19 protein-coding genes are annotated in these 21,157 nt (G+C 59.9%); 17 read left to right on the plus strand and 2 right to left on the minus strand.

Annotation, left to right across the window (positions count from 1 at the left end; translation table 11 throughout):
* Window positions 1-51: 51 nt before the first annotated feature.
* From BGO89_10435 to BGO89_10445, 3 genes are read left to right on the plus strand one after another with little or no spacing between them, the layout of a single operon-like run.
* Window positions 52-735 carry a hypothetical protein gene (locus BGO89_10435; protein ID OJX56931.1) on the plus strand — a complete coding sequence of 228 codons (684 nt, stop codon included), beginning with the start codon at window positions 52-54 and terminating at the stop codon, window positions 733-735.
* A gap of 21 nt (window positions 736-756) precedes the next feature.
* On the plus strand, window positions 757-2,670 hold the full coding sequence (gene sdhA, locus BGO89_10440) for a succinate dehydrogenase flavoprotein subunit (protein ID OJX56932.1): 1,914 nt from the start codon (window positions 757-759) through the stop codon (window positions 2,668-2,670).
* Complete coding sequence (locus BGO89_10445) at window positions 2,670-3,419, plus strand: hypothetical protein (protein OJX56933.1); 750 nt, start codon at window positions 2,670-2,672, stop codon at window positions 3,417-3,419. The genes sdhA and BGO89_10445 overlap by 1 nt, the downstream gene beginning before the upstream one ends.
* Window positions 3,420-3,499: 80 nt before the next feature.
* Here the strand turns inward: BGO89_10445 and BGO89_10450 are convergent, their stop codons facing one another.
* Window positions 3,500-4,228: a pyridoxine 5'-phosphate synthase gene (locus tag BGO89_10450; protein OJX56934.1), complete on the minus strand. Its 729-nt coding sequence runs from the start codon at window positions 4,226-4,228 to the stop codon at window positions 3,500-3,502.
* Between the two features lie 127 nt (window positions 4,229-4,355).
* Here BGO89_10450 and BGO89_10455 point away from each other — a divergent pair, with 127 nt between their 5' ends.
* From BGO89_10455 to BGO89_10520, 14 genes are all read left to right on the plus strand, one after another.
* Window positions 4,356-7,499, plus strand: coding sequence for a hypothetical protein (locus BGO89_10455; GenBank protein OJX56935.1), 3,144 nt, complete (start codon window positions 4,356-4,358; stop codon window positions 7,497-7,499).
* Window positions 7,500-7,748: 249 nt separating this feature from the next.
* On the plus strand, window positions 7,749-10,139 hold the full coding sequence (locus tag BGO89_10460; protein ID OJX56936.1) for a hypothetical protein: 2,391 nt from the start codon (window positions 7,749-7,751) through the stop codon (window positions 10,137-10,139).
* 94 nt (window positions 10,140-10,233) lie between these two features.
* Complete coding sequence (locus BGO89_10465; protein ID OJX56937.1) at window positions 10,234-11,679, plus strand: Fe-S cluster assembly protein SufB; 1,446 nt, start codon at window positions 10,234-10,236, stop codon at window positions 11,677-11,679.
* 52 nt (window positions 11,680-11,731) lie between these two features.
* Entirely contained in the window at window positions 11,732-12,490 is a 759-nt protein-coding gene (locus tag BGO89_10470; GenBank protein ID OJX57353.1) for a Fe-S cluster assembly ATPase SufC, read from the plus strand.
* A gap of 2 nt (window positions 12,491-12,492) precedes the next feature.
* Window positions 12,493-13,809 (plus strand): Fe-S cluster assembly protein SufD, encoded by a 1,317-nt coding sequence (locus BGO89_10475; protein OJX56938.1) that lies wholly within the window; start codon window positions 12,493-12,495, stop codon window positions 13,807-13,809.
* A gap of 8 nt (window positions 13,810-13,817) precedes the next feature.
* Window positions 13,818-15,044, plus strand: a complete 1,227-nt coding sequence (locus BGO89_10480) for a cysteine sulfinate desulfinase (GenBank protein OJX56939.1) — start codon at window positions 13,818-13,820, stop codon at window positions 15,042-15,044.
* The gene (locus tag BGO89_10485; protein OJX56940.1) at window positions 15,041-15,475 is read left to right on the plus strand and encodes a hypothetical protein; all 435 of its coding nucleotides are present in this window, start codon (window positions 15,041-15,043) and stop codon (window positions 15,473-15,475) included. The genes BGO89_10480 and BGO89_10485 overlap by 4 nt, the downstream gene beginning before the upstream one ends.
* Window positions 15,472-15,786, plus strand: a complete 315-nt coding sequence (locus tag BGO89_10490; protein ID OJX56941.1) for an SUF system Fe-S cluster assembly protein — start codon at window positions 15,472-15,474, stop codon at window positions 15,784-15,786. The genes BGO89_10485 and BGO89_10490 overlap by 4 nt, the downstream gene beginning before the upstream one ends.
* Window positions 15,786-16,871 (plus strand): hypothetical protein, encoded by a 1,086-nt coding sequence (locus BGO89_10495; GenBank protein OJX56942.1) that lies wholly within the window; start codon window positions 15,786-15,788, stop codon window positions 16,869-16,871. Before BGO89_10490 ends, BGO89_10495 begins: the two co-directional genes overlap by 1 nt.
* 2 nt (window positions 16,872-16,873) lie before the next feature.
* A complete protein-coding gene (locus BGO89_10500; protein OJX56943.1) occupies window positions 16,874-17,323 on the plus strand; it encodes a hypothetical protein in 450 nt (149 codons plus the stop codon).
* Window positions 17,324-17,408: 85 nt separating this feature from the next.
* Window positions 17,409-17,732: a heme biosynthesis protein HemY gene (locus BGO89_10505; protein ID OJX57354.1), complete on the plus strand. Its 324-nt coding sequence runs from the start codon at window positions 17,409-17,411 to the stop codon at window positions 17,730-17,732.
* 29 nt (window positions 17,733-17,761) lie between these two features.
* Window positions 17,762-18,388, plus strand: coding sequence for a hypothetical protein (locus BGO89_10510; GenBank protein OJX56944.1), 627 nt, complete (start codon window positions 17,762-17,764; stop codon window positions 18,386-18,388).
* A gap of 4 nt (window positions 18,389-18,392) precedes the next feature.
* A complete protein-coding gene (locus BGO89_10515) occupies window positions 18,393-19,019 on the plus strand; it encodes a hypothetical protein (protein ID OJX56945.1) in 627 nt (208 codons plus the stop codon).
* The gene (locus BGO89_10520) at window positions 19,016-20,266 is read left to right on the plus strand and encodes a hypothetical protein (protein ID OJX56946.1); all 1,251 of its coding nucleotides are present in this window, start codon (window positions 19,016-19,018) and stop codon (window positions 20,264-20,266) included. The genes BGO89_10515 and BGO89_10520 overlap by 4 nt, the downstream gene beginning before the upstream one ends.
* A gap of 27 nt (window positions 20,267-20,293) precedes the next feature.
* On the opposite strand, the gene BGO89_10525 is transcribed toward BGO89_10520, so the two are convergent.
* On the minus strand, window positions 20,294-20,899 hold the full coding sequence (locus BGO89_10525) for an aminoacyl-tRNA hydrolase (GenBank protein OJX56947.1): 606 nt from the start codon (window positions 20,897-20,899) through the stop codon (window positions 20,294-20,296).
* Between the last annotated feature and the right edge of the window lie 258 nt (window positions 20,900-21,157).

The following is a 21,157-nucleotide window of genomic DNA, read 5'->3' on the forward strand; positions in this document are numbered from 1 at the left end:
GGAGTGTTCAGGGAGCCGGTGCACGCAGGACTACAACGTACGAGGACATACATGAGAGCGTTTTCGGAGGTATGGCGATCCACGATTTTTACCAAGTGGGTGATGGCCATTACCGGGATCATGCTGGTGCTGTTTCTGGTGGCGCATCTGAGCGGGAACCTGCTGGTGTTCCTGGGGGCCGAACACACCAACGCCTATGCCGTGGAACTTCGCGAAATGCTGCATGGCTCGGCGATATGGGTAGCGAGATCGGGGCTGGTCGTCGCCTTCATCCTGCACATTCTTTCGGCATTCAGTCTGGCGTCACGTAACCGTGCCGCTCGCCCCGAGAAGTACGTGAAGGTGGAACCCAGGCGCTCCACGCTCGCCTCGCGCACGATGCTGCTGTCGGGCACCATGCTGCTCGTCTATCTCCTCTACCACCTCGCTCATTTCACGTGGGGAATCGCTCATCCGGACTACTCGCATCACGTCGATGCGCTCGGACGTCACGACGTCTACCGGATGGTCGTGGAGAGCTTCCACGAACCGCTGATCGCCATCCTCTACATCGTTGCGATGATCCTGATGGGAATGCACCTCAACCATGCCGTATCGAGCGCATTCCAGACGCTGGGTATCACCAATCCCCGCGTCACTCCCGTGATACGTACGATCGGCCCGGCGCTCGGACTGCTGCTGACCCTCGGCTTCAGTTCGATTCCGGTAGCTATTCTGTTCGGACTTGTGAAATAAGGGAAGAGAGTCAGGAAACCCATGGAATTGAAGAGCAATATTCCCAGCGGCCCCATCGAACAGAAATGGGACAAGCACAGAGCCGATCTGAAGCTCGTGAATCCGGCCAACAAGCGGAAGTATACCGTCATCGTCGTCGGCACCGGCCTGGCCGGTGGCTCGGCAGCGGCAACGCTGGCCGAACTCGGATATAACGTCCACGCCTTCACGTATCACGACTCCGCGCGCCGCGCCCACTCCATCGCAGCACAGGGCGGCATCAATGCCGCCAAGAACTACCAGAACGACGGCGACAGTATCTGGCGTCTGTTCTACGATACGGTCAAGGGCGGAGACTTCCGCGCACGCGAGGCCAACGTCTACCGTCTGGCCCAGGTCAGCGTCAACATCATCGACCAGTGCGTCGCACAAGGTGTGCCGTTCGCCCGTGAATACGGCGGCTATCTGGCCAACCGTTCGTTCGGTGGCGCCCAGGTGTCGCGGACGTTCTACGCGCGGGGGCAGACGGGCCAGCAGCTCCTCCTCGGAGCCTATCAGGCCCTGAGCCGTCAGGTGGGCCTCGGCAAGGTGCATCTCCACAACAAGAAGGAGATGATGGACCTCGTCATGGTCAACGGACGTGCCCGCGGTATCGTGACTCGCGACCTCGTGACCGGAAAGATCGAGACGCACATGGCCGATGCCGTCATCCTCGCGACCGGCGGCTATGGTAACGTCTTCTACCTGTCGACGAATGCCAAGGCCTGCAACGTCACGGCCACATATCGTGCCCACAAGCGCGGTGCTCTCTTCGCGAATCCCTGCTATACGCAGATCCACCCAACGTGCATTCCCCAGAGTGGCGACTATCAGTCCAAGCTCACCCTCATGTCGGAGTCGTTGCGTAATGACGGCCGTATCTGGGTGCCCAAGAAGAAGGGGGATACCCGCTCGCCCGATCAGATTCCCGAAAGCGAACGGGACTATTATCTCGAACGCAAGTATCCGTCGTTCGGCAATCTCTCGCCCCGCGATATCGCATCGCGTGCGGCGAAGGAAGCCTGCGACGACGGTCGTGGCGTAGGCCCGGGCGGTCTGGGCGTCTATCTCGACTTCTCCGATGCCATCAAGCGCCTCGGCCAGGAAGTCATCGAGGACCGCTACGGCAACCTGTTCGAGATGTACGAACGGATCACGGGCGAAAACCCCTACAACGTCCCCATGCGGATCTATCCCGCCGTCCACTATACGATGGGCGGTCTGTGGGTCGACTACGACCTCATGAGCAACGTCCCGGGCCTCTTCGTCCTGGGCGAAGCCAACTTCTCCGACCACGGTGCCAACCGTCTCGGCGCATCGGCACTCATGCAGGGTCTGGCCGACGGCTACTTCGTCATTCCCTACACCATCGGCGGATACTTCGCCCAGGGTGGTCTCGAGAAGGTCGATGCCGGCATGCCCGAAGCGCGTGCGGCAGCCAGGGAAGCCGAAGACAGGATCAAGCTCCTGCTGTCGATCAACGGCAAGCGTACGCCTACATCCTTCCACCGCGAGCTCGGCAAGATCATGTGGGACCAGTGCGGTATGGCACGGAACGAAGCCGGTCTGAAGGACGCACTGCAACGCATTCCCGCACTGCGCGAGGAATTCTATCAGAACCTCCACATCCCCGGTACAGGCGAGTCGCTGAACCAGACGCTCGAACTGGCGACGCGCGTGGCCGACTTCCTCGAATTCGGCGAGCTGCTCTGCTACGATGCCCTCCATCGCAACGAGTCATGCGGTGGCCATTTCCGTACTGAATATCAGACGGAAGACGGTGAGGCGCGCCGGAACGACCAGGACTATTGCTATGCAGCCGCCTGGGAGTACACGGGTGTGGGCAGCAAGCCCGTCCTGCACAAGGAGGCCCTCGAATTCGAAAATGTGCACCTCGCAACCAGGAGTTACAAGTAATGAGACTACGCCTGCATATCTGGCGTCAGGCCGGACCGAACGCTTCAGGCATGTTGAAGTCCTATGACCTCGACAACGTCAGCGAACACATGAGCTTCCTGGAAATGCTCGACGTTCTCAACGAAGAACTGCTCGGCAAGGGCGAGGATCCTGTGGCCTTCGACCACGACTGTCGTGAAGGGATATGCGGCACGTGCGGTATGGTGATCAACGGCCGCCCTCATGGACCGATGGCCCGTACGACCGCATGCCAACTGCACATGCGTTCGTTCAAGGACGGAGACGAAATCTATATCGAGCCGTGGCGCGCGAAGGCCTTCCCGGTATTGCGCGACCTCGTCGTCGACCGCGGATCCTTCGACCGCATCATCCAGAGAGGTGGCTTCGTTACCGTGAATACGGGCAATGCCCAGGACGGCAATTCCATTCCGATCTCGAAGCACGATGCCGATCGCGCGATGGACGCCGCCGCCTGCATCGGTTGCGGTGCCTGCGTCGCCGCCTGCCCGAATTCGTCGGCCATGCTCTTCGTCGGTGCAAAGGTCGGCCACCTTGCATCCCTTCCCCAGGGACAGGCCGAACGTTCGACGCGTGCCATGAACATGGTGCTGCAGATGGATTCCGAAGGATTCGGTTCCTGTACGAATCACTACGAATGCGAAGCCGCCTGCCCGAAGGGCATCAGTGCCGAATTCATCGCCCAGATGAACCGGGACTTCGTCAAGGCATCGCTCGCGGGCCGCGACTAGGACGTTCTCATTATCCGGATACGATGCGAGCCGACTCCCTTATGCAGGGAGTCGGCTCGTCTGTTTTCCGCCGGTCGCCATCAGGAATTGGGTACTGCGGCGATGGCCTCGATCATTTCCCGTACAGCGCGCTCCATACCCAGGAAGACGGCCCTCGATATCAGGCTGTGTCCGATGGACACTTCTTCGATCTGGGGAATGCCGCAGACAGGGCCGATGTTCCGGATATCCAGGCCATGTCCTGCCGTCACGATCAGCCCCGCGTCCTGCGCCATTTCGGCGGCGAGGCGCAGGCGCGTAAGTTCCGCCTCGGCTGCCGTCCGCGTGCGGGCATTGGCATAGGTTCCCGTGTGCAGCTCGATGATCTCGGCTCCCGTCCGGGCCACGGCTTCGATCTGTGCGGGAACGGGGTCGATGAAGTAGCTCACCTGGATCAGCTTGTCGTGCATCAGCGAGCACAGGTCCTTGTAGAAATGGGGCTGCGCGGCGACGTCCAGGCCGCCTTCCGTCGTCAGTTCCTCACGTTTTTCAGGCACGATCGTGACAAGGTCCGGTACGACGTCCAGGGCGATGGAGATGATCTCGTCCACGGCTGCCATTTCCAGGTCGAATTTCGTGCTGACGGTGTCACGCAGGACGCGGACGTCCCGGTCGTTCACGTGGCGCCTGTCCTCCCTCAGGTGGCATACGATGCCCGACGCTCCGGCCAGTTCGGCGAGTACGGCCGCATGGACGGGATCGGGCTCCAATCCGCCTCTGGCCTCGCGAATCGTGGCCACATGATCAATATTCACCGCAAGTCGTATCATTGTGTTTCCGATTGGTAACGAAACGCTCTGTCCGTTGTTCTTACTGGTTGGAGTTCGGGGCAAAAATACTTCAGTGGAGGGATGTGTGATCAGTTGTGTACGCCATTCTTTAGGGGCCAGGAAAGCAATGGCCATCATCTTGGGGATCGTAGCGATGGTGGGGATAAGCGCCGCTACGACGATGCCGTCCACGGTCCGTAAGGTCGGCTTCCTCATGAACAAGGGGCAATGGCCGGAAGAGGTGCTCTTCATGGCCAGGACGCCGAATCTCAATGTATGGATCACCAGGAAAGGTCTGGTATTCGACCAGTTCCTGATCCAGGCCGCGAGCGCGACGCGCGAAGGCCATGTCATCAGGGCCGTATGGAAGGGTATCGACGAATCCCGCGCCTCGGTGGTCGGCGAAGGTGAAGCTCGTGCCCGCGTGAACTACATCACGTCCCAGCGCCCCGAGCAATGGAGCCAGGAAGTTCCGATCTACAAGCGCGTCCGTATCCGCGACCTCTATCCCGGCATCGACGCAGTCTATTACATCGAAAACGGCAACGTGCGCTACGACCTCGACATCCGTCCAGGCGCCGATCTGCGCAAGGTCAACCTGGCCTTCGAGGGTCATCCGAGCGTCGACGTCGAGAACACGACGCTGAAGGTCGGTACGCGCTTCGGCCAGATCATCATGTCCGATCTCTTCGCCTATCAGGAAGGGAACAAGGCCAAGGGCGTGAATGCACGGTTCATGGCGACTGGTGACGGCATACGCTTCGACATTCCCGACTATAACACGTCACGACATCTCACGATCGATCCCGTCGTCTACGGTTCCTACATCGGTGGCGACAACGAAGACCGTGTCGTGGCCATCAAGAGGATGCCGGGCGGCAACATCGCCGTCGCCGGATGGACGTGGAAGATCAGCTTCCCCGAAAGTGCCGGTGAGTACAGCAGCACGATGAAGGGCGGACAGGACGCCTACGTCGCCATCATGGATCCCACGCTGTCCCGCGTCCTGCACTACACCTTCCTCGGTGGTGCCAACGACGACAGGGCCGCCGATCTCGACGTCGACGCGCAGGGCAACATCTATGTCACGGGCGAGACGGTATCGACGGACTTCCCGGTGACGTCCGGTTCCGTAGGCCAGATGTACGTGGGCGGTACCGACGTCTTCGTCGCAAAGCTCGACGCCACGGCCACGAATCTCCTGCTCGGCACGTACGTCGGCGGAGGCAAGGAAGACATCCCCTATGCCATGGCCGTCGACGACCAGGGTAACATCATCATCTGCGGTTCGACGACCTCTGTCACCGGATTCCCGACGACGAACGGATATCAACGGACGTTCGGCGGACAGACGGATGGCTTCCTCACCAAGATCGCCACGGCCGGTGCTACCTACAGGTTCTCGACGTACTTCGGCAAGGACGGGATCGAGTACTTCACCGACGTCGCCGTCGACGGCACGGGAGCGATCTTCCTGACGGGTCTGACGAATTCGACGACGTTCGAGACGTTCCCCAAGCCTACCATGTGGAACCAGAACCAGCGTCCGTACGACCGTACCTATAACGGCGGTGCGTCCGACGCCGTCATCGTGAAGTTCCGTGCCAATGACGGTGGACTGGAATTCTCGACCTACTTCGGCGGTGCAGGCGACGATGTCGGCAGGGGAGTCTATACCGACGCCCTGAGCCGTGTCTATGCCGTCGGTGAAACCACGTCCAACGACCTTCCTGCAACGGCCGGATTCCAGCAGACCAGGGCCGGTGGCAAGGATGCCTTCTTCACGATCATTTCCGACGACGGCAAGGAACTCGTGGGCTGTACCTACTATGGTGGTACGGGCGACGAAATCGTGGCCCGGTGCGAGCCGGATGCCGCCAACGGAGCCGTGATCGTCGGAACGACGACATCGGTTGGTCTCAAGGTCGAAGGCGCCGGTTCCAGCAGCGAACGCAAGGGCGGTGTGGATGCCTTCGTGGCCTCGGTCTCGACGGCGGCCCTGAAGTTCGCCACGGTATTCGGCGGCAGTGGCAACGACACGCCGACGGACGTCGTCGTCGACGCCAACGACGACTATTACGTCGGAGGTTATACGACATCGACCGACGTGCCTTCCGGCCTCACGCCCTTCCAGGGTGGATACGGCGGAGGTGCGACCGACGGCTTCCTCATGAAGTACGCCAAGGGCACGATGGACCTGCAGGTTCCGCGTGGTGGAGAAGCATGGTGCATCGGTACGAACCAGGCGATTTCGTGGGGCGTCCTCGAAGGAGCCGTGGATACGTACATGCTCGAGCTTTCTCCGGACAACGGTCAGACCTGGAAGGAACTGGCCAAGGACATCACGGCGAAGACCTATCTCTGGAAGCCCGACACGTCGCTGGTTCCCGGAGGTCAGTACAAGATCCGTCTCTGGTCTTCGCGCGGCCATCTCAGCGTCAGTGCTGCGACGTTCACGCTGAACGCACCGCCGGCCATCACGACGCAGCCGCAGGCAGTCTCCGGTTGCGAAGGTGCCGAGGCCAGGCTTTCCGTAGATGTGAAGGGCACGAATATCCGCTATCAATGGCGCCGTAACGGCGGCAACATCAACGGTGCGATCGCTGCTACCTACGTCATTCCGTCCCTGTCCGCCGCGAGCGCCGGCAAGTACGACGTCGTCGTGACCGGTGCCTGCAATCCGTCGGTGACGAGCCATCAGGTGGAAGTTTCGGTCTCTGCGGCGACGGCCATCACGAAGCAGCCGGAGAACGTCACCGTCGAGAAGAACTCTCCCTTCACGCTTTCCGTGGAAGCGTCGGGCGGGGGACTGACCTATCAATGGAAACTCAACGACGAGAACATTCCCGCACCGAAGGGTACGGCCCGTCAGTTGACGGTGTCGTCCGCACAGCAGTTCGATGAAGGATCCTACAAGTGCGTCGTGACCGGTACATGCGGAACCGCTACGTCCGACGCGGTGACGGTGAGCGTTACGACCGTAGGCGTCGATGAAGAGCCTGCCGTCGCCGCTTCGGCCATCCGTCTGCTCGGTCCCACGCCTGCCTCCGACGTCGTCCGCATCCAATGCACGTTCCGCACCTCTTCCGCAGCTACGCTGCGCGTCGTGGACGAGCGTGGCCGCGTCGTGTCGGTGGTCGATCTCGGTAACGTCGATGCGGGCCTGCGCACACTCGACATTCCGGTCGGCGAGCTGGGCGGGGGCGTCTATCTCTTCGAGATCAACGGCGGTGGTCTCCATGATGCAGTTCGTGGAGTCGTGGCACGATGATCGGTACCCAACTCACGGAAGAACCACCAGTGGAAAGGTCGATGTAGTTATTATCAACCTTTTTCGTTTATTGCGAGCATGCTACACCTCTCTACAATCCGGGCACGTGTCGGGAGACACGTAATTGTTGTGGTGGCATTCGCCGCCGCTATGTGTGTGACCGCCAGGGCGAATACGGCGGGAAAACCACTCGTTCATGCAAGACTGTTCGGTGGGGACCAGGAAGAGTCCATCACCGGGATCGCAACGATGCCTAATGGTCGGGTCGCCGTTTGTGGAAGAACGTCGACCCAGACCCTGCAGCCTCTCGCACAGGGAGGCCTGCAGTCCGAGCATGGCGGATCGGAAGACGCCTTCGTCTGCGTCATGTCGTCCGATCTGAAGACGATCCACGCATGGACGTTCATCGGCGGAACGAGGAACGACGGGGCGACCGCTCTGGCGGTCGACTCCGAAGGGGACATCGTCGTCATCGGCGAAACGGAGTCCACCAACTTCCCGATGATCAAGGGATCGATCGGCCAGACGTATTCGGCCGGAATCGACGGCTTCATCGTGAAGCTGTCGCCCGGACTCGATACGCTCAGATTCGGATGCTACATCAACGGCAGCAAGGACGAACATCCCAAGGCAGTGGCCCTGGACGGTACCAGGAGCATCTTCATCTGCGGCAGCACGTCGTCGCCGTCGGGCTTCCCGTTGAACAGTGCCTACGACCATACCCATAACGGTGGGCTCGACGGCTTCATCATGAAGGTCCAGGGCATCGGAAGCGGTATCGGCTATGCGTCGTACTTCGGCAGCGAAGGCGACGAGGAGTTCACGGCACTGTGCGTGCCGAACAATTCCGCCGTCATCGTCACCGGCTATACGACGTCCCAGAACTACGAGACATATCCGAAATACGATCCATGGGTCTGGCAACAGAGCCGGCCGTACGACTGGACCTACAACGGCGGTACGACGGACGCGATCGTGACGAAGTTCATGATCGATGGGGGAGGCTTGATCTTCTCCACGTTCTTCGGTGGTAACGACAACGAAGTCGGACGCGGCGTCGCCGTCGACAGCAGGAATCGCGTGATGGTCGTCGGCGAGACGACGTCGCCCGATCTCCCGATGGTTTCCGGCCTGCAGACGGCATTCCGTGGAGGCAAGGACATATTCCTGGCCCAGCTCACCGAAGACGGCAAGACCCTCGTAGGTTCCACCTACTACGGCGGCAGGGGCGACGACGTACCGACGGCGATCGCGATGGCGAATCAGGACGTCTGCCTCATCGCCGGTTCGACGACGTCGAGGGACATCGAATCGATGGGCGCAGGATCGACGGGACAGATGAGCGGGGCCACGGATGCCTTCCTGCTTTCGCTCAACACCAGCACGCAGTTCTTCGCGACGTTGATGGGATGGCAGGATACCGATCAGGTGCTCGCCATCTGCAAGGACAGTCGCGGTGACGTCTACCTCGGTGGCGTCACGTCATCACCCAGTGTCGTCGCGGCGGACGGTACCTTCGAGAATGCGGGCGAGGCACCGACGACCGACGGTTTCGTCGTCAAGTATGCCTTCGGCTTCGTGCAACTGACGACGCCGCGCGGCGGACAGAGTCTATGTGCGGAGAACGCGATCAGCATTTCCTGGACGACGGAAGGAATGCCCGCCAACCAGGAATATTCCGTCGTGTTGCTTCATGACGGTGTCGAACATACGGTCATCACTCCCAGAACGCCAGCGAATTCCGTGATATGGACGCCACCGATGGGACTGGATCCGAACGCGAAATGGGCGGTTGCCGTCAGGTCGACCCGTGGCCATCTCTCGTACACGGAGCCCGATCTCACCATCGTGATGCCGTCCCATATCACGCGGCAGCCGTCGTCGGCCAAGGTATGTCCTGGTTCATCGGTGACCTTCAGTGTCGAGGCCGACGGGACGAATCCCCGATATCAATGGCGTCGCAACGGCTCGCCCATCAATGGGGCTACGGACAATGTCCTGACCGTCGTGGCCGAATCGGCCACTCAGGCAGGAACGTACGATGTCCTCGTCAACGGAGTCTGCGGTGTGGGCCAGACGTCCCAGCCGGCTATCCTGTCGATCGGTGCGGGCATCGCCATCGTCCACGAACCCACGGACGTCACGGTCGATGCTGGCCAGCCCGTCCGGCTTGCAGTGGAAGCCCGTGGCGAACAGCTCACCTACAGGTGGGAGAAGGACGGAATGGTGCTTCCCGCGTATTCCGGCGGAACCCTCGATATTCCCTCGGCCTCGGTACGGGATGGCGGCGCATATCGTTGCTTCATCACGTCCCGTTGCGGTGATACCGCCACACGGACCGTCATCGTGAAGGTCAACGGTGCCGTATCGGTCGCCGACGATACGGAGATTTCCGCCGTCGTGGCCGTCCATCCCAATCCGGCTTCCGGACGATTCACCGTCTCGATGAATTCGGTGACGGATGGCACCGTCCACCTGCGCCTGCTCGACATGACGGGCCGGACGTTATGGGAATATGCGGGGGCCGGTGAAGTGGCCGGTATGGACGTAGACGTCCGTCATCTTGCCGCTGGCACCTACTATCTCATGGCCGATTCCGGCATACAACGAAGCAGCCTACGGATCGTCATAGTGGACTGACTGGAAAAACGGGGTAATACGCCCCGTTTTTACCGCGCCAAAAGCGGACTAAAAAAGTCGTATATTGCGGCTCTGAATCCGCGTGGACACCACTATGGCTAACGATCAACAGGTGCTGGACGACGTCGTCCAGAGCGAATACAAATACGGGTTTGAATCGAATATCGAGCAGGACCTCCTCCCGAAAGGGCTGAGCGAGGACGTCGTCCGATTCATTTCCGCCCGCAAGGAAGAACCCGAGTGGATGCTCGAATGGCGTTTGAAGGCCTATCGCCACTGGCTGACGATGAAGGAGCCTGTCTGGCCGAACGTGCATTATCCCAGGATCGATTTCCAGGACATCATCTACTATGCGGCTCCGAAGAAGAAGGTCGAGCTGAACAGCCTCGATGAAGTCGATCCCGAATTGCTGGCGACCTTCGCCAAACTGGGCATCCCTCTCGAAGAGCAGAAACTGCTTTCAGGTGTGGCCGTCGACGCAGTTCTGGACAGTGTCTCCGTGAAAACGACCTTCCAGGAAGCGCTGAAGGAGAAGGGGATCATCTTCTGCTCCATGAGCGAAGCGGTCAGGGAGCATCCCGATCTTGTCCGCCGTTACATCGGTTCCGTCGTACCCGCGACGGACAACTACTACGCAGCCCTGAACAGTGCCGTCTTCAGTGACGGTTCGTTCTGCTACATCCCGAAGGGCGTGCGCTGCCCGATGGAACTCAGCACGTATTTCCGCATCAATGCCCGTAACACCGGCCAGTTCGAACGCACGCTGATCGTTGCCGACGAGGGCAGCTACGTGAGCTACCTCGAAGGCTGTACGGCGCCGCAACGCGACGAGAACCAGCTCCATGCGGCGGTCGTCGAACTGGTGGCGCATACGGATGCCGAGATCAAGTACTCCACGGTCCAGAACTGGTATCCCGGAGACAAGCACGGCAACGGGGGCATCTACAACTTCGTCACCAAGCGCGGGATCTGTGAAGGCCCCCGTTCGAAGATTTCATGGACGCAGGTGGAAACGGGTTCGGCCATCACCTGGAAGTATCCCAGCGTCGTGCTCAAGGGTGACGATTCGGTGGGCGAGTTCTACAGCGTCGCCGTCACCAACAACATGCAGCAGGCGGATACCGGTACGAAGATGACGCACATCGGGCGCAACACGCGTTCGCGCATCGTCTCCAAGGGTATCTCGGCCGGCAAGAGCCAGAACTCGTACCGCGGCCTCGTCAAGGTGCTCAAGAAGGCCGCCAATGCGCGGAATTTCTCGCAGTGCGACTCGCTTCTCATCGGCGACCAGTGCGGGGCTCACACCTTCCCGTATCTCGAAGTCGCCAACAGGAATGCCATCGTGGAACACGAAGCCACGACGTCGAAGATCGGCGAGGACATCCTCTTCTACTGCAATCAGCGTGGCATCGCCACCGAAGAAGCCGTAGCCCTGATCGTGAACGGCTATTGCCGCGACGTGATCAATCAACTGCCCATGGAGTTCGCCGTCGAAGCGCAGAAGCTTCTGGCCATTTCCCTGGAAGGCAGCGTAGGTTAAGGCCCGTATCAGGATCGAATCACAATCACGTATTTCAAGTCCAGTCATGTCCATCATCGAGATCAAGAATCTGAGGGCCGGTATCGAAGGACGCGAGATCCTGCAAGGGATCACGCTGACCGTCAATCCGGGAGAAGTCCACGCCATCATGGGACCGAACGGGTCGGGCAAGTCCACGCTGGCCTCCGTACTGGCCGGCCGTGAGGACTACGAAGTGCTCGGCGGCAGCGTCACCTTCAACGGCAAGGACATGCTCGAGATGTCTCCGGAAGAACGGTCGCGCGAAGGCATGTTCCTCGCCTTCCAGTATCCGGTGGAGATTCCCGGCGTATCCACGGCCAACTTCCTGAAGACGTCCGTGAACGAGATGCGCAAGCACCGTGGCCTCCCGCCCCTCGAACCGGCACAGTTCCTGGCCCTCATGCGTGAGCGGATGAAGCTCGTCGAGATGGACCAGTCCTTCCTGAGCCGTTCGCTCAACGAAGGATTCTCCGGTGGCGAGAAGAAGCGCAACGAGATCTTCCAGATGGCGATGCTCGAACCGACGCTCGCCGTGCTCGATGAAACGGACTCCGGCCTCGACATCGATGCCCTGCGCATCGTCGCCGAGGGAGTCAACGCGCTCAGGACACCGAACAATGCCTTCGTCCTGATCACGCACTATCAGCGACTGCTCAACTACATCGTTCCCGACGTCGTACACGTACTGTGGAACGGTCGCATCGTGCGATCGGGAGGCAAGGAGCTGGCTCTGGAACTCGAAGAGAAGGGATACGACTGGATCAAGCAGGATTCCCCGGTAGGAGCCTGATCATGAGTATCGAACGATTCAGCAGCGATGTCCAGAGTGCCTTCGTGTCGCGCGAGCGTCACGTGAACGGTCATGCCGACGGTCCGTTGCATACGGCCCGACGCAATGCCCTCGAAGCCTATACGCGCCAGGGTGTGCCGACGACGAGGCATGAAGAGTGGAAGTATACGAATCTCATGCCCCTCATGGGACTCGACTTCGTTCCCGCCGAAGGGCCTGCGGACTTCGCACCCGCGTCCGTTCCGCCGCTGCCCGGCGTCGATGCATGGAAGATCGTCATGGTCAACGGCATCTTCGATGCCGCGTCGTCGACACTGCCGAACGGTGTCGAAGGGCTCCATGTCCTCCCGCTGACGGATGAACTGGTCGCAGGCGATGCATCGGTGCGGGAGAAGATCAACACGACCTTGCCGATGGATACGCATCCCTTCGTGGCCCTGAACACGGCCATAGCCCATGGCGGCATGGTCATCAAGGTCGATGTCAGGACGATCGTCGACCGTCCGGTGCATGTCGTCATCATCGGCACGTCGCCGTCGAACAACGTGCTGCACACGCCGCGTATCCTCATCATCGCCGAAGCCTTTTCGTCGCTGCACGTCATCGAATCGCATCATACCGTCGGGACCCATGCCGCTCTCGGTGTTGCCGTGACGGAGATCTTCGGTGCCGAAGAAAGTCATGTGAATTACACGAAGCTCGTCGACGACGTATCGCTCGGCCATCATATCGGATATACCGGCGTACATCTCGACAAGGCAGCCAAGGCAGTATGTATGACGTCGTGTACAGGTGGTGCCTTCACGCGGAACGATCTGTCCATCAGATTACTCCATCCCACGGCCGAGGGATATCTCTACGGCGTATCCGTGCTGGATGGCAAGGAGTATGCGGACAATCACACCGTCGTGGACCATACCGTGCCGTACTGTCATAGTGAAGAGCTCTACAAGGGCATCTACAACGGATCGTCGACGGGCGTGTTCAACGGCAAGATCTACGTGCGTCCGCAGGCACAGAAGACGACGGCCTATCAATCGAATCATACGCTGTTGCTCAGCGACGGCGCACAGGTGAATGCGAAGCCGCAGCTCGAGATATGGGCCGACGACGTGAAGTGCTCCCACGGAGCCACGAGCGGCCAACTCGACGAGGAAGCCATCTTCTACCTCCGCTCCCGTGGACTCGGCGTCGACGACGCGCGCGCGCTGCTCACCTTCGCCTTCGCTGCGGACGTGACGTCCCATCTCGAACATGAAGGGCTGCGCACCTTCATCGAAGAACGCATTCAGAACAAACTGGAATCCTGGCGGGATTGACCGTCGTGATGCTACAGCAGGATATCATATCGCATCTCCGGGAGCAATTCCCGATCCTCGAACGATCGGTGCACGATCGCCCACTCGTCTATCTCGACACGGCGGCCACGGCACAGAAGCCCAAGGTCGTGATCGATGCCATCGCCTCGTACTACTCGGTGTCGAACAGCAACGTCCATCGCGGCGCTCACGCGCTCGCGGCGGAGGCGACAGGTCTCTACGAGGATGCACGTCATATGGCGGCCATGCTGCTGCATGCCGCGCGTATGGAAGAGATCGTGTTCACGAAGGGAACGACGGAAGGCATCAACCTCGTGGCTTCGGCATGGGGAGCGGCCAACGTGGGAAACGACGACGAGATCCTCGTGACGTACATGGAACATCATGCCAATATCGTACCGTGGCAGATGCTCTGTGAACGTACGGGAGCGACCTTGCGTGTGGTGCCGATCCACGACGACGGTTCGCTGGACATGGACGCCTGTGCGTCGATGATGAACGAACGTACGCGGATGGTCGCCGTAACGCATGTCTCCAATACGCTTGGGACCGTCAATGACGTCGCGGCCATATGCGCCATGGCTCGCAGGTACGGTGCCGCTACGCTCGTCGATGGCGCGCAGGCAGTGCCCCACGTTGCCGTCGACGTCCAGGCCATCGGCTGCGACTTCTACGTCTTCTCCGCGCACAAGCTCTACGGTCCGACGGGCTTCGGAATCCTCTACGGCCGATACGATGTGCTGAACGCCATGCCGCCGTATCAGGGGGGGGGATCGATGATCTCGCGGGTGTCCTTCGAGAAGACGACCTACAACGACGTCCCGATGCGCTTCGAAGCCGGTACCCCGCACATCGCCGGTGCCGCCGGGCTCGCTGCTGCGATACGATGGTTCATGGACATCGATCATGCGATGCTGCTCGAGCACGAGCGTGAACTCACGACGGCAGCGACGACCGGACTGACGTCGATCGACGGGCTGCGCATCATCGGCAACGCCCCCGGAAAACTCGGCATCGTCTCCTTCGTGGTCGACGGTGTCCATGCCCACGACATCGGTACGCTGATCGATGCCATGGGGGTGGCCATCAGGACCGGACACCACTGTACGCAGCCGCTGATGGAGCGCTTCGGCGTGACCTCCACGGCTCGTGCTTCCTTCGCCTGCCACACGACGCGTGAAGAGGTCGACATCCTGGTCGATTCCGTCAACAAGGCCGTGAGAATGCTGCGATGACCATCGATGCGACGATCGACGACCTGATCCGGACCTTCGACACGATGCCATCGTGGGAGGACCGCTACGCCCAGCTCATCTCCATGGGCAAGGGTCTGGCCGCGTATCCGGAAGAACACCGGAGCGAGCGCTATCAGGTCAAGGGATGTCAGTCCCAGGTATGGTTGTTTCCCTCGTTCGACGGCAACCTCGTCCATTTCGAAGCCGACAGCGATGCCCTCATCGTGAAGGGGCTGATCGCACTCCTCATGTCCATCTACAATGACCGCACGCCGCAGGAGATCGTGGCCACGCCGACCGATTTCATCCAACGTATCGGCCTGGAACAGCATCTCTCCCAAAACCGTGCGAACGGGCTGGTTGCCATGCTCAAACAGATAAAGTTGTACGCACTCGCCTTCTCGGCCATGCAGAAAGGACGTCCGGCATGAACACTGACGCGCATCTGCGGGACAAGGTTATCGAAGCGTTACAGACGATCTACGATCCCGAGATCCCGATCAATATCTACGAACTCGGACTGATTTACGAAGTTCGCGTCGTCGACGGGGCGGCCGTGCATATTCTCATGACGCTGACGACTCCCAATTGTCCGTCCGCCCAGTCGCTACCTGCCGAAGTCGAACAGAAGGCCAGGTCCGTGGAAGGCGTCACGGACGTGACCGTACAGATTACCTTCGATCCGCCGTGGGACAAGACCATGATGTCCGAGGCCGCTTTGTTTCAAATCGGGTTGTTCTGATGTCCGTTCGATTCCATACGCTCACCATCGCCGACGTCCGCAGGGAAACCCCTGATGCCATCGCCATCACGTTCGCCGTTCCCGACGATCTGAAGCCGGTCTTCCAGTACAAGCAGGGACAATACATTACCGTACGCGTGGATGTGGATGGCGTGAGTCATCGCCGCAACTATTCGCTGTGCAGCAGCCCCGTACTCGACGAACCGCTGACGATCGGCGTCAAACGCATCAATGACGGCGTCGTCTCGGGCTGGCTGAACGACCGCGTACGTGTCGGCGACAGCATCGAGGTCTATCCTCCGATGGGCAACTTCACCAGGGAGCTGCAGCCCGACCATGCACGGCACTACGTGCTGTTCGGTGGCGGATCAGGGATCACGCCGCTGCTGTCGATCCTGAAGAGCATCCTGAGGGTGGAGCCGGGCAGCGTGGTCACGCTGCTCTATGCGAACAGGAACGAGGCGTCCATCATGTTCGACGGCCAGTTGCAGAAGCTCAGGACCGACTACGGCGACCGTCTGCGTATCGTCCACATACTCGAGGATACGGCATCATCCGCACGCGAGGCCATCGCGGGACGGATGGAGCCGGATACCGTACGTACTCTGATACGGTCCTGGGTGCCCGATCCGGCCATCTCCGAATTCTTCATCTGCGGTCCGCAGGGCATGATGCAGGGTATTCTCGACGTCCTCCACGAACGTGGGGTGGATGATCGTCATATACACCGCGAATACTTCACGTTGACGAAGGACGATATGGAACAGAGAGACCAGGTAGCGCCCACGGACGCCGGCGATGAAATCGTGACGCGTACCGTGACCGTGCGCCTCTACGGCCAGGAGCATACGTTCGAAGTGCATCCCGACGAAACCATCCTGACGGCGGCGATCCGCGAGAACGTCGATCCGCCGTTCGCCTGCCAGATCGGAGCCTGCTGCACGTGCCGTGCGAAGCTCACGACCGGGCGCGTCGTGATGGACGAGCGCGAAGCATTGAGCGACGATGAAATGGAAGAGGGCTACATCCTCACCTGTCAATCCCATCCGCTCACGGATGGATGTTTCGCCGACTACGATCAATAACCATGCTCAAGCTCTCCAAACGCGTCGAATACGCTCTGCTGGCCGTGCAGGAAATGGCGCGCCAGCCCGAGACGGTCGTCTCGGCCAAGGACGTGGCCGCACGTTTCAACATATCGTTCACGCTCGTGGCCAAGGTGCTGCAGCAGTTGGGACATGCCGGCTACGTACGCTCGTCGAAGGGCGTGCGCGGTGGCTACGTCCTGGCCGTAGCTCCGCAGAAGATCAGCATCGCCGACGTGATCGAAGCCGTGGAGGGCCGGCAGGCGATCGTCGACTGCCAGGACGAGACGGAACACGACTGCAGCGTACAGCACTGCTGCACGATCCGCGGTCCGCTCGCGATCCTGCAGGAGCGCATCACGACGACATTCTCCTCCATGTCCGTAGCCGAACTCGTCGGCAACAGACATATCGTTCAAGTGAAATTGAATCAACCTACACTCACAACCTGATCGCACTGCCATGTCCGTAGCAATCCTCGGAGCCGACAGCGTCTCCATTCCTACCGGAATCACCGGCACGGATGAGCACGACAACATCAATGTCTCGATCAAGGCCCTGGCCGAAATCAAGAAGATCAAGGAACAGAACAGCATTCCCGACGACTACGGCCTCCGGCTGGGCGTCAAGGGCGGCGGCTGTTCCGGCATGTCCTATACGCTCGGATTCGATGCGTCCTCGCGTGAGAACGACCGCGTTCTCGAAGCCGAAGGCGTGAGGATGTTCATCGATACCAAGAGCATGTTCTATCTCATGGGCATCACGCTGGACTTCAGCGACGGCCTCATGGGCAAGGGCTTCACTTTCAACAATCCGAATGCAACCAAGACCTGTGGTTGCGGTTCATCGTTCGGCGTCTAACCTATTCTCCAACCATTCAGGATCCAGTGATGTCGTACGAATGGAAGTTCAATCCGCGTCCCTACAGCGACGAAGAAGCGAAGGAGCTGCTCAAGGATGTCGTGTCACCCGAGACCACGGACTGGCACTACAATACGCACCACAAGGGCTATGTGACGTTCCTCAACAAGATCGAAGCCGCCCTGCCGAACGCCGACAAGTCCCTCGCCAACGGCAACTGGAGCGACTTCGGTGAACTGAAGCGCCGTCAGACGTGGAATCACGCCGGTACGGTCCTTCATGACGTCTACTGGGAAGTTCTCGGCGGCGACGGTGATCCGGCGAAGGGCCCTGACGTCGTAGCTGCCATCACGAAGGAATTCGGATCGTTCGATGCATGGAAAGCCGACTTCAAGGCCACGGCACTGGCCGCCAAGCTTTCGGGCTGGGGCGTGCTCTGCATCGATCAGCTCTATTCCGGCCGTCTGCTCAACGTACTCGTGGACGAACATCACTATGGCGCGATCTGGGGCGGTATCCCGCTGATTTCGTGCGACGTGTTCGAACACGCCTACTATCACAAGAGCGGTCCCGGCCGCGCCGCATACATCGACAGCTTCCTGAACAACCTCCACTGGGGGCGCATCAACGCACGGTACAAGAAGTTCGCGAAGTAAGCTCATGCTACTCGGCCTCTTCCCGCTCAACCTCGTCCTCTTTCCGCAATCGCAGGTGCCTCTGCACATCTTCGAGCCGCGCTATCGCGCGCTGATAAGCGAATGCATGACGGAAGGCAAGGTGTTCGGTGTCAATCTGGTCGAGCAAGGACATCTCTATCCGATCGGATGCGCTGCACGCGTCACCTCCCTCACACAGCAGTATGAGGATGGACGCATGGACGTCATGGTGGAAGGCGTGCAGCGCTTCCGGCTCCTTGGAGTGAAGGAAGACGACGCCCCATACGTCGTCGGTGAAGTGGAGTTCCTCGACGACGAAGACGTGCCGGTCGATACGAACCTCATCGCCCGTTGTGCCGATCTCTACAACCAGATCGTCGAACTCGTCTATGGAACGTCGGCCAGGTTGTTCGATACGAAGGGAACGTCGACCTCCGCACCTTCGTTCTACATGGCGCCGAAGTCAGGCCTCAACACGGATCAGAAGCAGCATCTGATCGAGATGGATTCCGAGAATGCTCGACTGGAATATCTTTACGACCATCTCGCCGAGATCGTTCCCACTGTCCGCCAAGCCGAACTCGTACAACGTGTGATCGCATCAGACGGATATTTTCCTCCTACCGCATGAATCCCGGTTCCAATATCGGTCTGCACCAGCGGGCCACCTACAAGCTCATCGATAAACTGCTGTCCCACGACTACCGCGATCCGGTCGAACTGCTCGGATCACTGGTGAGGGACATCGTGGACAACGCACAACTGGTGATGACCGGAGGACGCGTATGGGAACTCGATCCGAAGAACGAGACCTACATCCTGCGTGTCCAGTACGGCGAAATGGAATTCCTCAACGAAGGAACGCGCCGGACCCTCGAGGACATGCCGGCCATGGCCCAGCTCGCCCAGCGCAAGACGCTGGTGGCCTCGGGATCGGATGAGGACGTTCGCGGAAAGAGGGTCTATTCGCTGACGGGCGTGGGCGACGTCGTACGCTGCCCGTCCGGTCCGTTGTTCCGTTACGCCATGGCTTTCACGGCCCACGATCTCAATGAGGAATTCTACGATACGATCGTCGTGGTCGGCAGTGCGGCCACGACGGCATTGCGGAACATGCAGTCGGCACAGCGCGAACGCAAGCTCCAGCACGACCTCGACCAGGCCTGGGAGATCCAGCGCGGACTGGTGCCCGACCATGCACTCCGCTTCAAGCAATACGATCTCTACGGTATCTCGCTACCCGACAGCGTCGTGGGTGGTGACTATTTCGACTATCTCTATCCTCCCGAAGAAGACAAGGACAGGCTTGGAGTCGTGATCAGCGATGCGGCCAGCAAGGGACTGCCCGCTGCCGTGCAGGCACTGTTCGTGAGCGGGGCGCTGCGCATGGGGGTAAGCTTCCACACCAAGATTTCGTCCCTCATCGCACGACTGAATACCCTCATCTACGACACGTTCCCGTTCGAACGCTTCGTGTCGCTATGCTATTGCGAGCTGACGCATTCGGCGAACGGTCTGGTACTGTATGCGAATGCCGGACATTGCCCGCCCGTGCACTACAACGCCGCAACGGGAACGACGACACTGCTCCAGCCGACCGGGGGCATCCTCGGTATCGTCGAGGAACAACCGTTCCGGGTCGAGAATATCAATATGGGCAGTGGCGATATCCTGTTGCTGTATACGGACGGAATCACCGAGGCACAGGACAGGAGCGGCAGCCTCTATGGTGAGGAACGTCTGCAGCGGTTCGTCGCGGATAATCACGACGTTTCCGCGGAACTGCTCGCACACCGTCTGCTCGAGGAGATCCAGCTCTACAGTGCGGGCGCAGGCTATCAGGACGACAAGACGCTCGTCGTCATCAAGAGATCGTAGTACCGTGCATTACCTGTACCCATCGCATCAGGGTGTCGGCGATTGCTGCTGCGTATTCACACCCTGCATCGCACGTTCCGCACCGATGCGGACGATATCGTCGACCGCCTTCACCGCACTGGTGATCATCGTTCGCAGGGCTTCCTCTTCATCGGCAGGGAATGCACCGAGGACGTAGTCGACGAGCCCACCTGGACCGAACTTCCTGTCGATACCGCAACGCAACCTCCAGAACGAGGGAGTGCCCAGTTCCGTGATCATGGACGTCAGTCCGTTGTGTCCGCCATCGCTTCCTGAAGACCGGAGATGGATCCTGCCGGTGGGGAAGTTGTATTCGTCCACGATGGCCACGACGCGGTCCGGGCCCAGGCGATGCAGGCCGAGAAGGTGCTTCACGGCACGTCCCGAGTCATTCATGTAGGTGAGGGGCTTCACGAGAAGAACGCTCTGTCCTGCATGACGATACGATGCCTCCTGCCACAACGACGACGGCTCCTTCCACTCGGCGTCGTGCTGCCTGGCCAGTTCGTCGACGACCATGAAACCGATGTTATGCCGGGTTGCGGCATACTTCGCTCCGGGGTTGCCGAGGCCGACGATCAGCCAGGAGGGTGCGGTCGTGGATAATTTCATAACTGGTTGTCGTTTTGAAGGTTAGTGTTATTTTTGGCGAGCCTGTCTGACCCGCAGGCCTTGACAGAACGCAGATACGATCGCTCTTGCTACGTACATCCACGTAGCAAAAGTACGCAGGTAAAACCCTGCAAATCTATATAAATCAACGGATTAGGCAAATCTACGTATTTGCCGGATGAAGCCCCTGACGCAGTTTTGTACCGCGACGTGCAACGACCTCTGTACGGATGCAACTACGGGCATAGGGATCAACTG

It is taken from the genome of Candidatus Kapaibacterium thiocyanatum (genome assembly GCA_001899175.1).
GTDB lineage: Bacteria > Bacteroidota > Ignavibacteria > Kapaibacteriales > Kapaibacteriaceae > Kapaibacterium > Kapaibacterium thiocyanatum.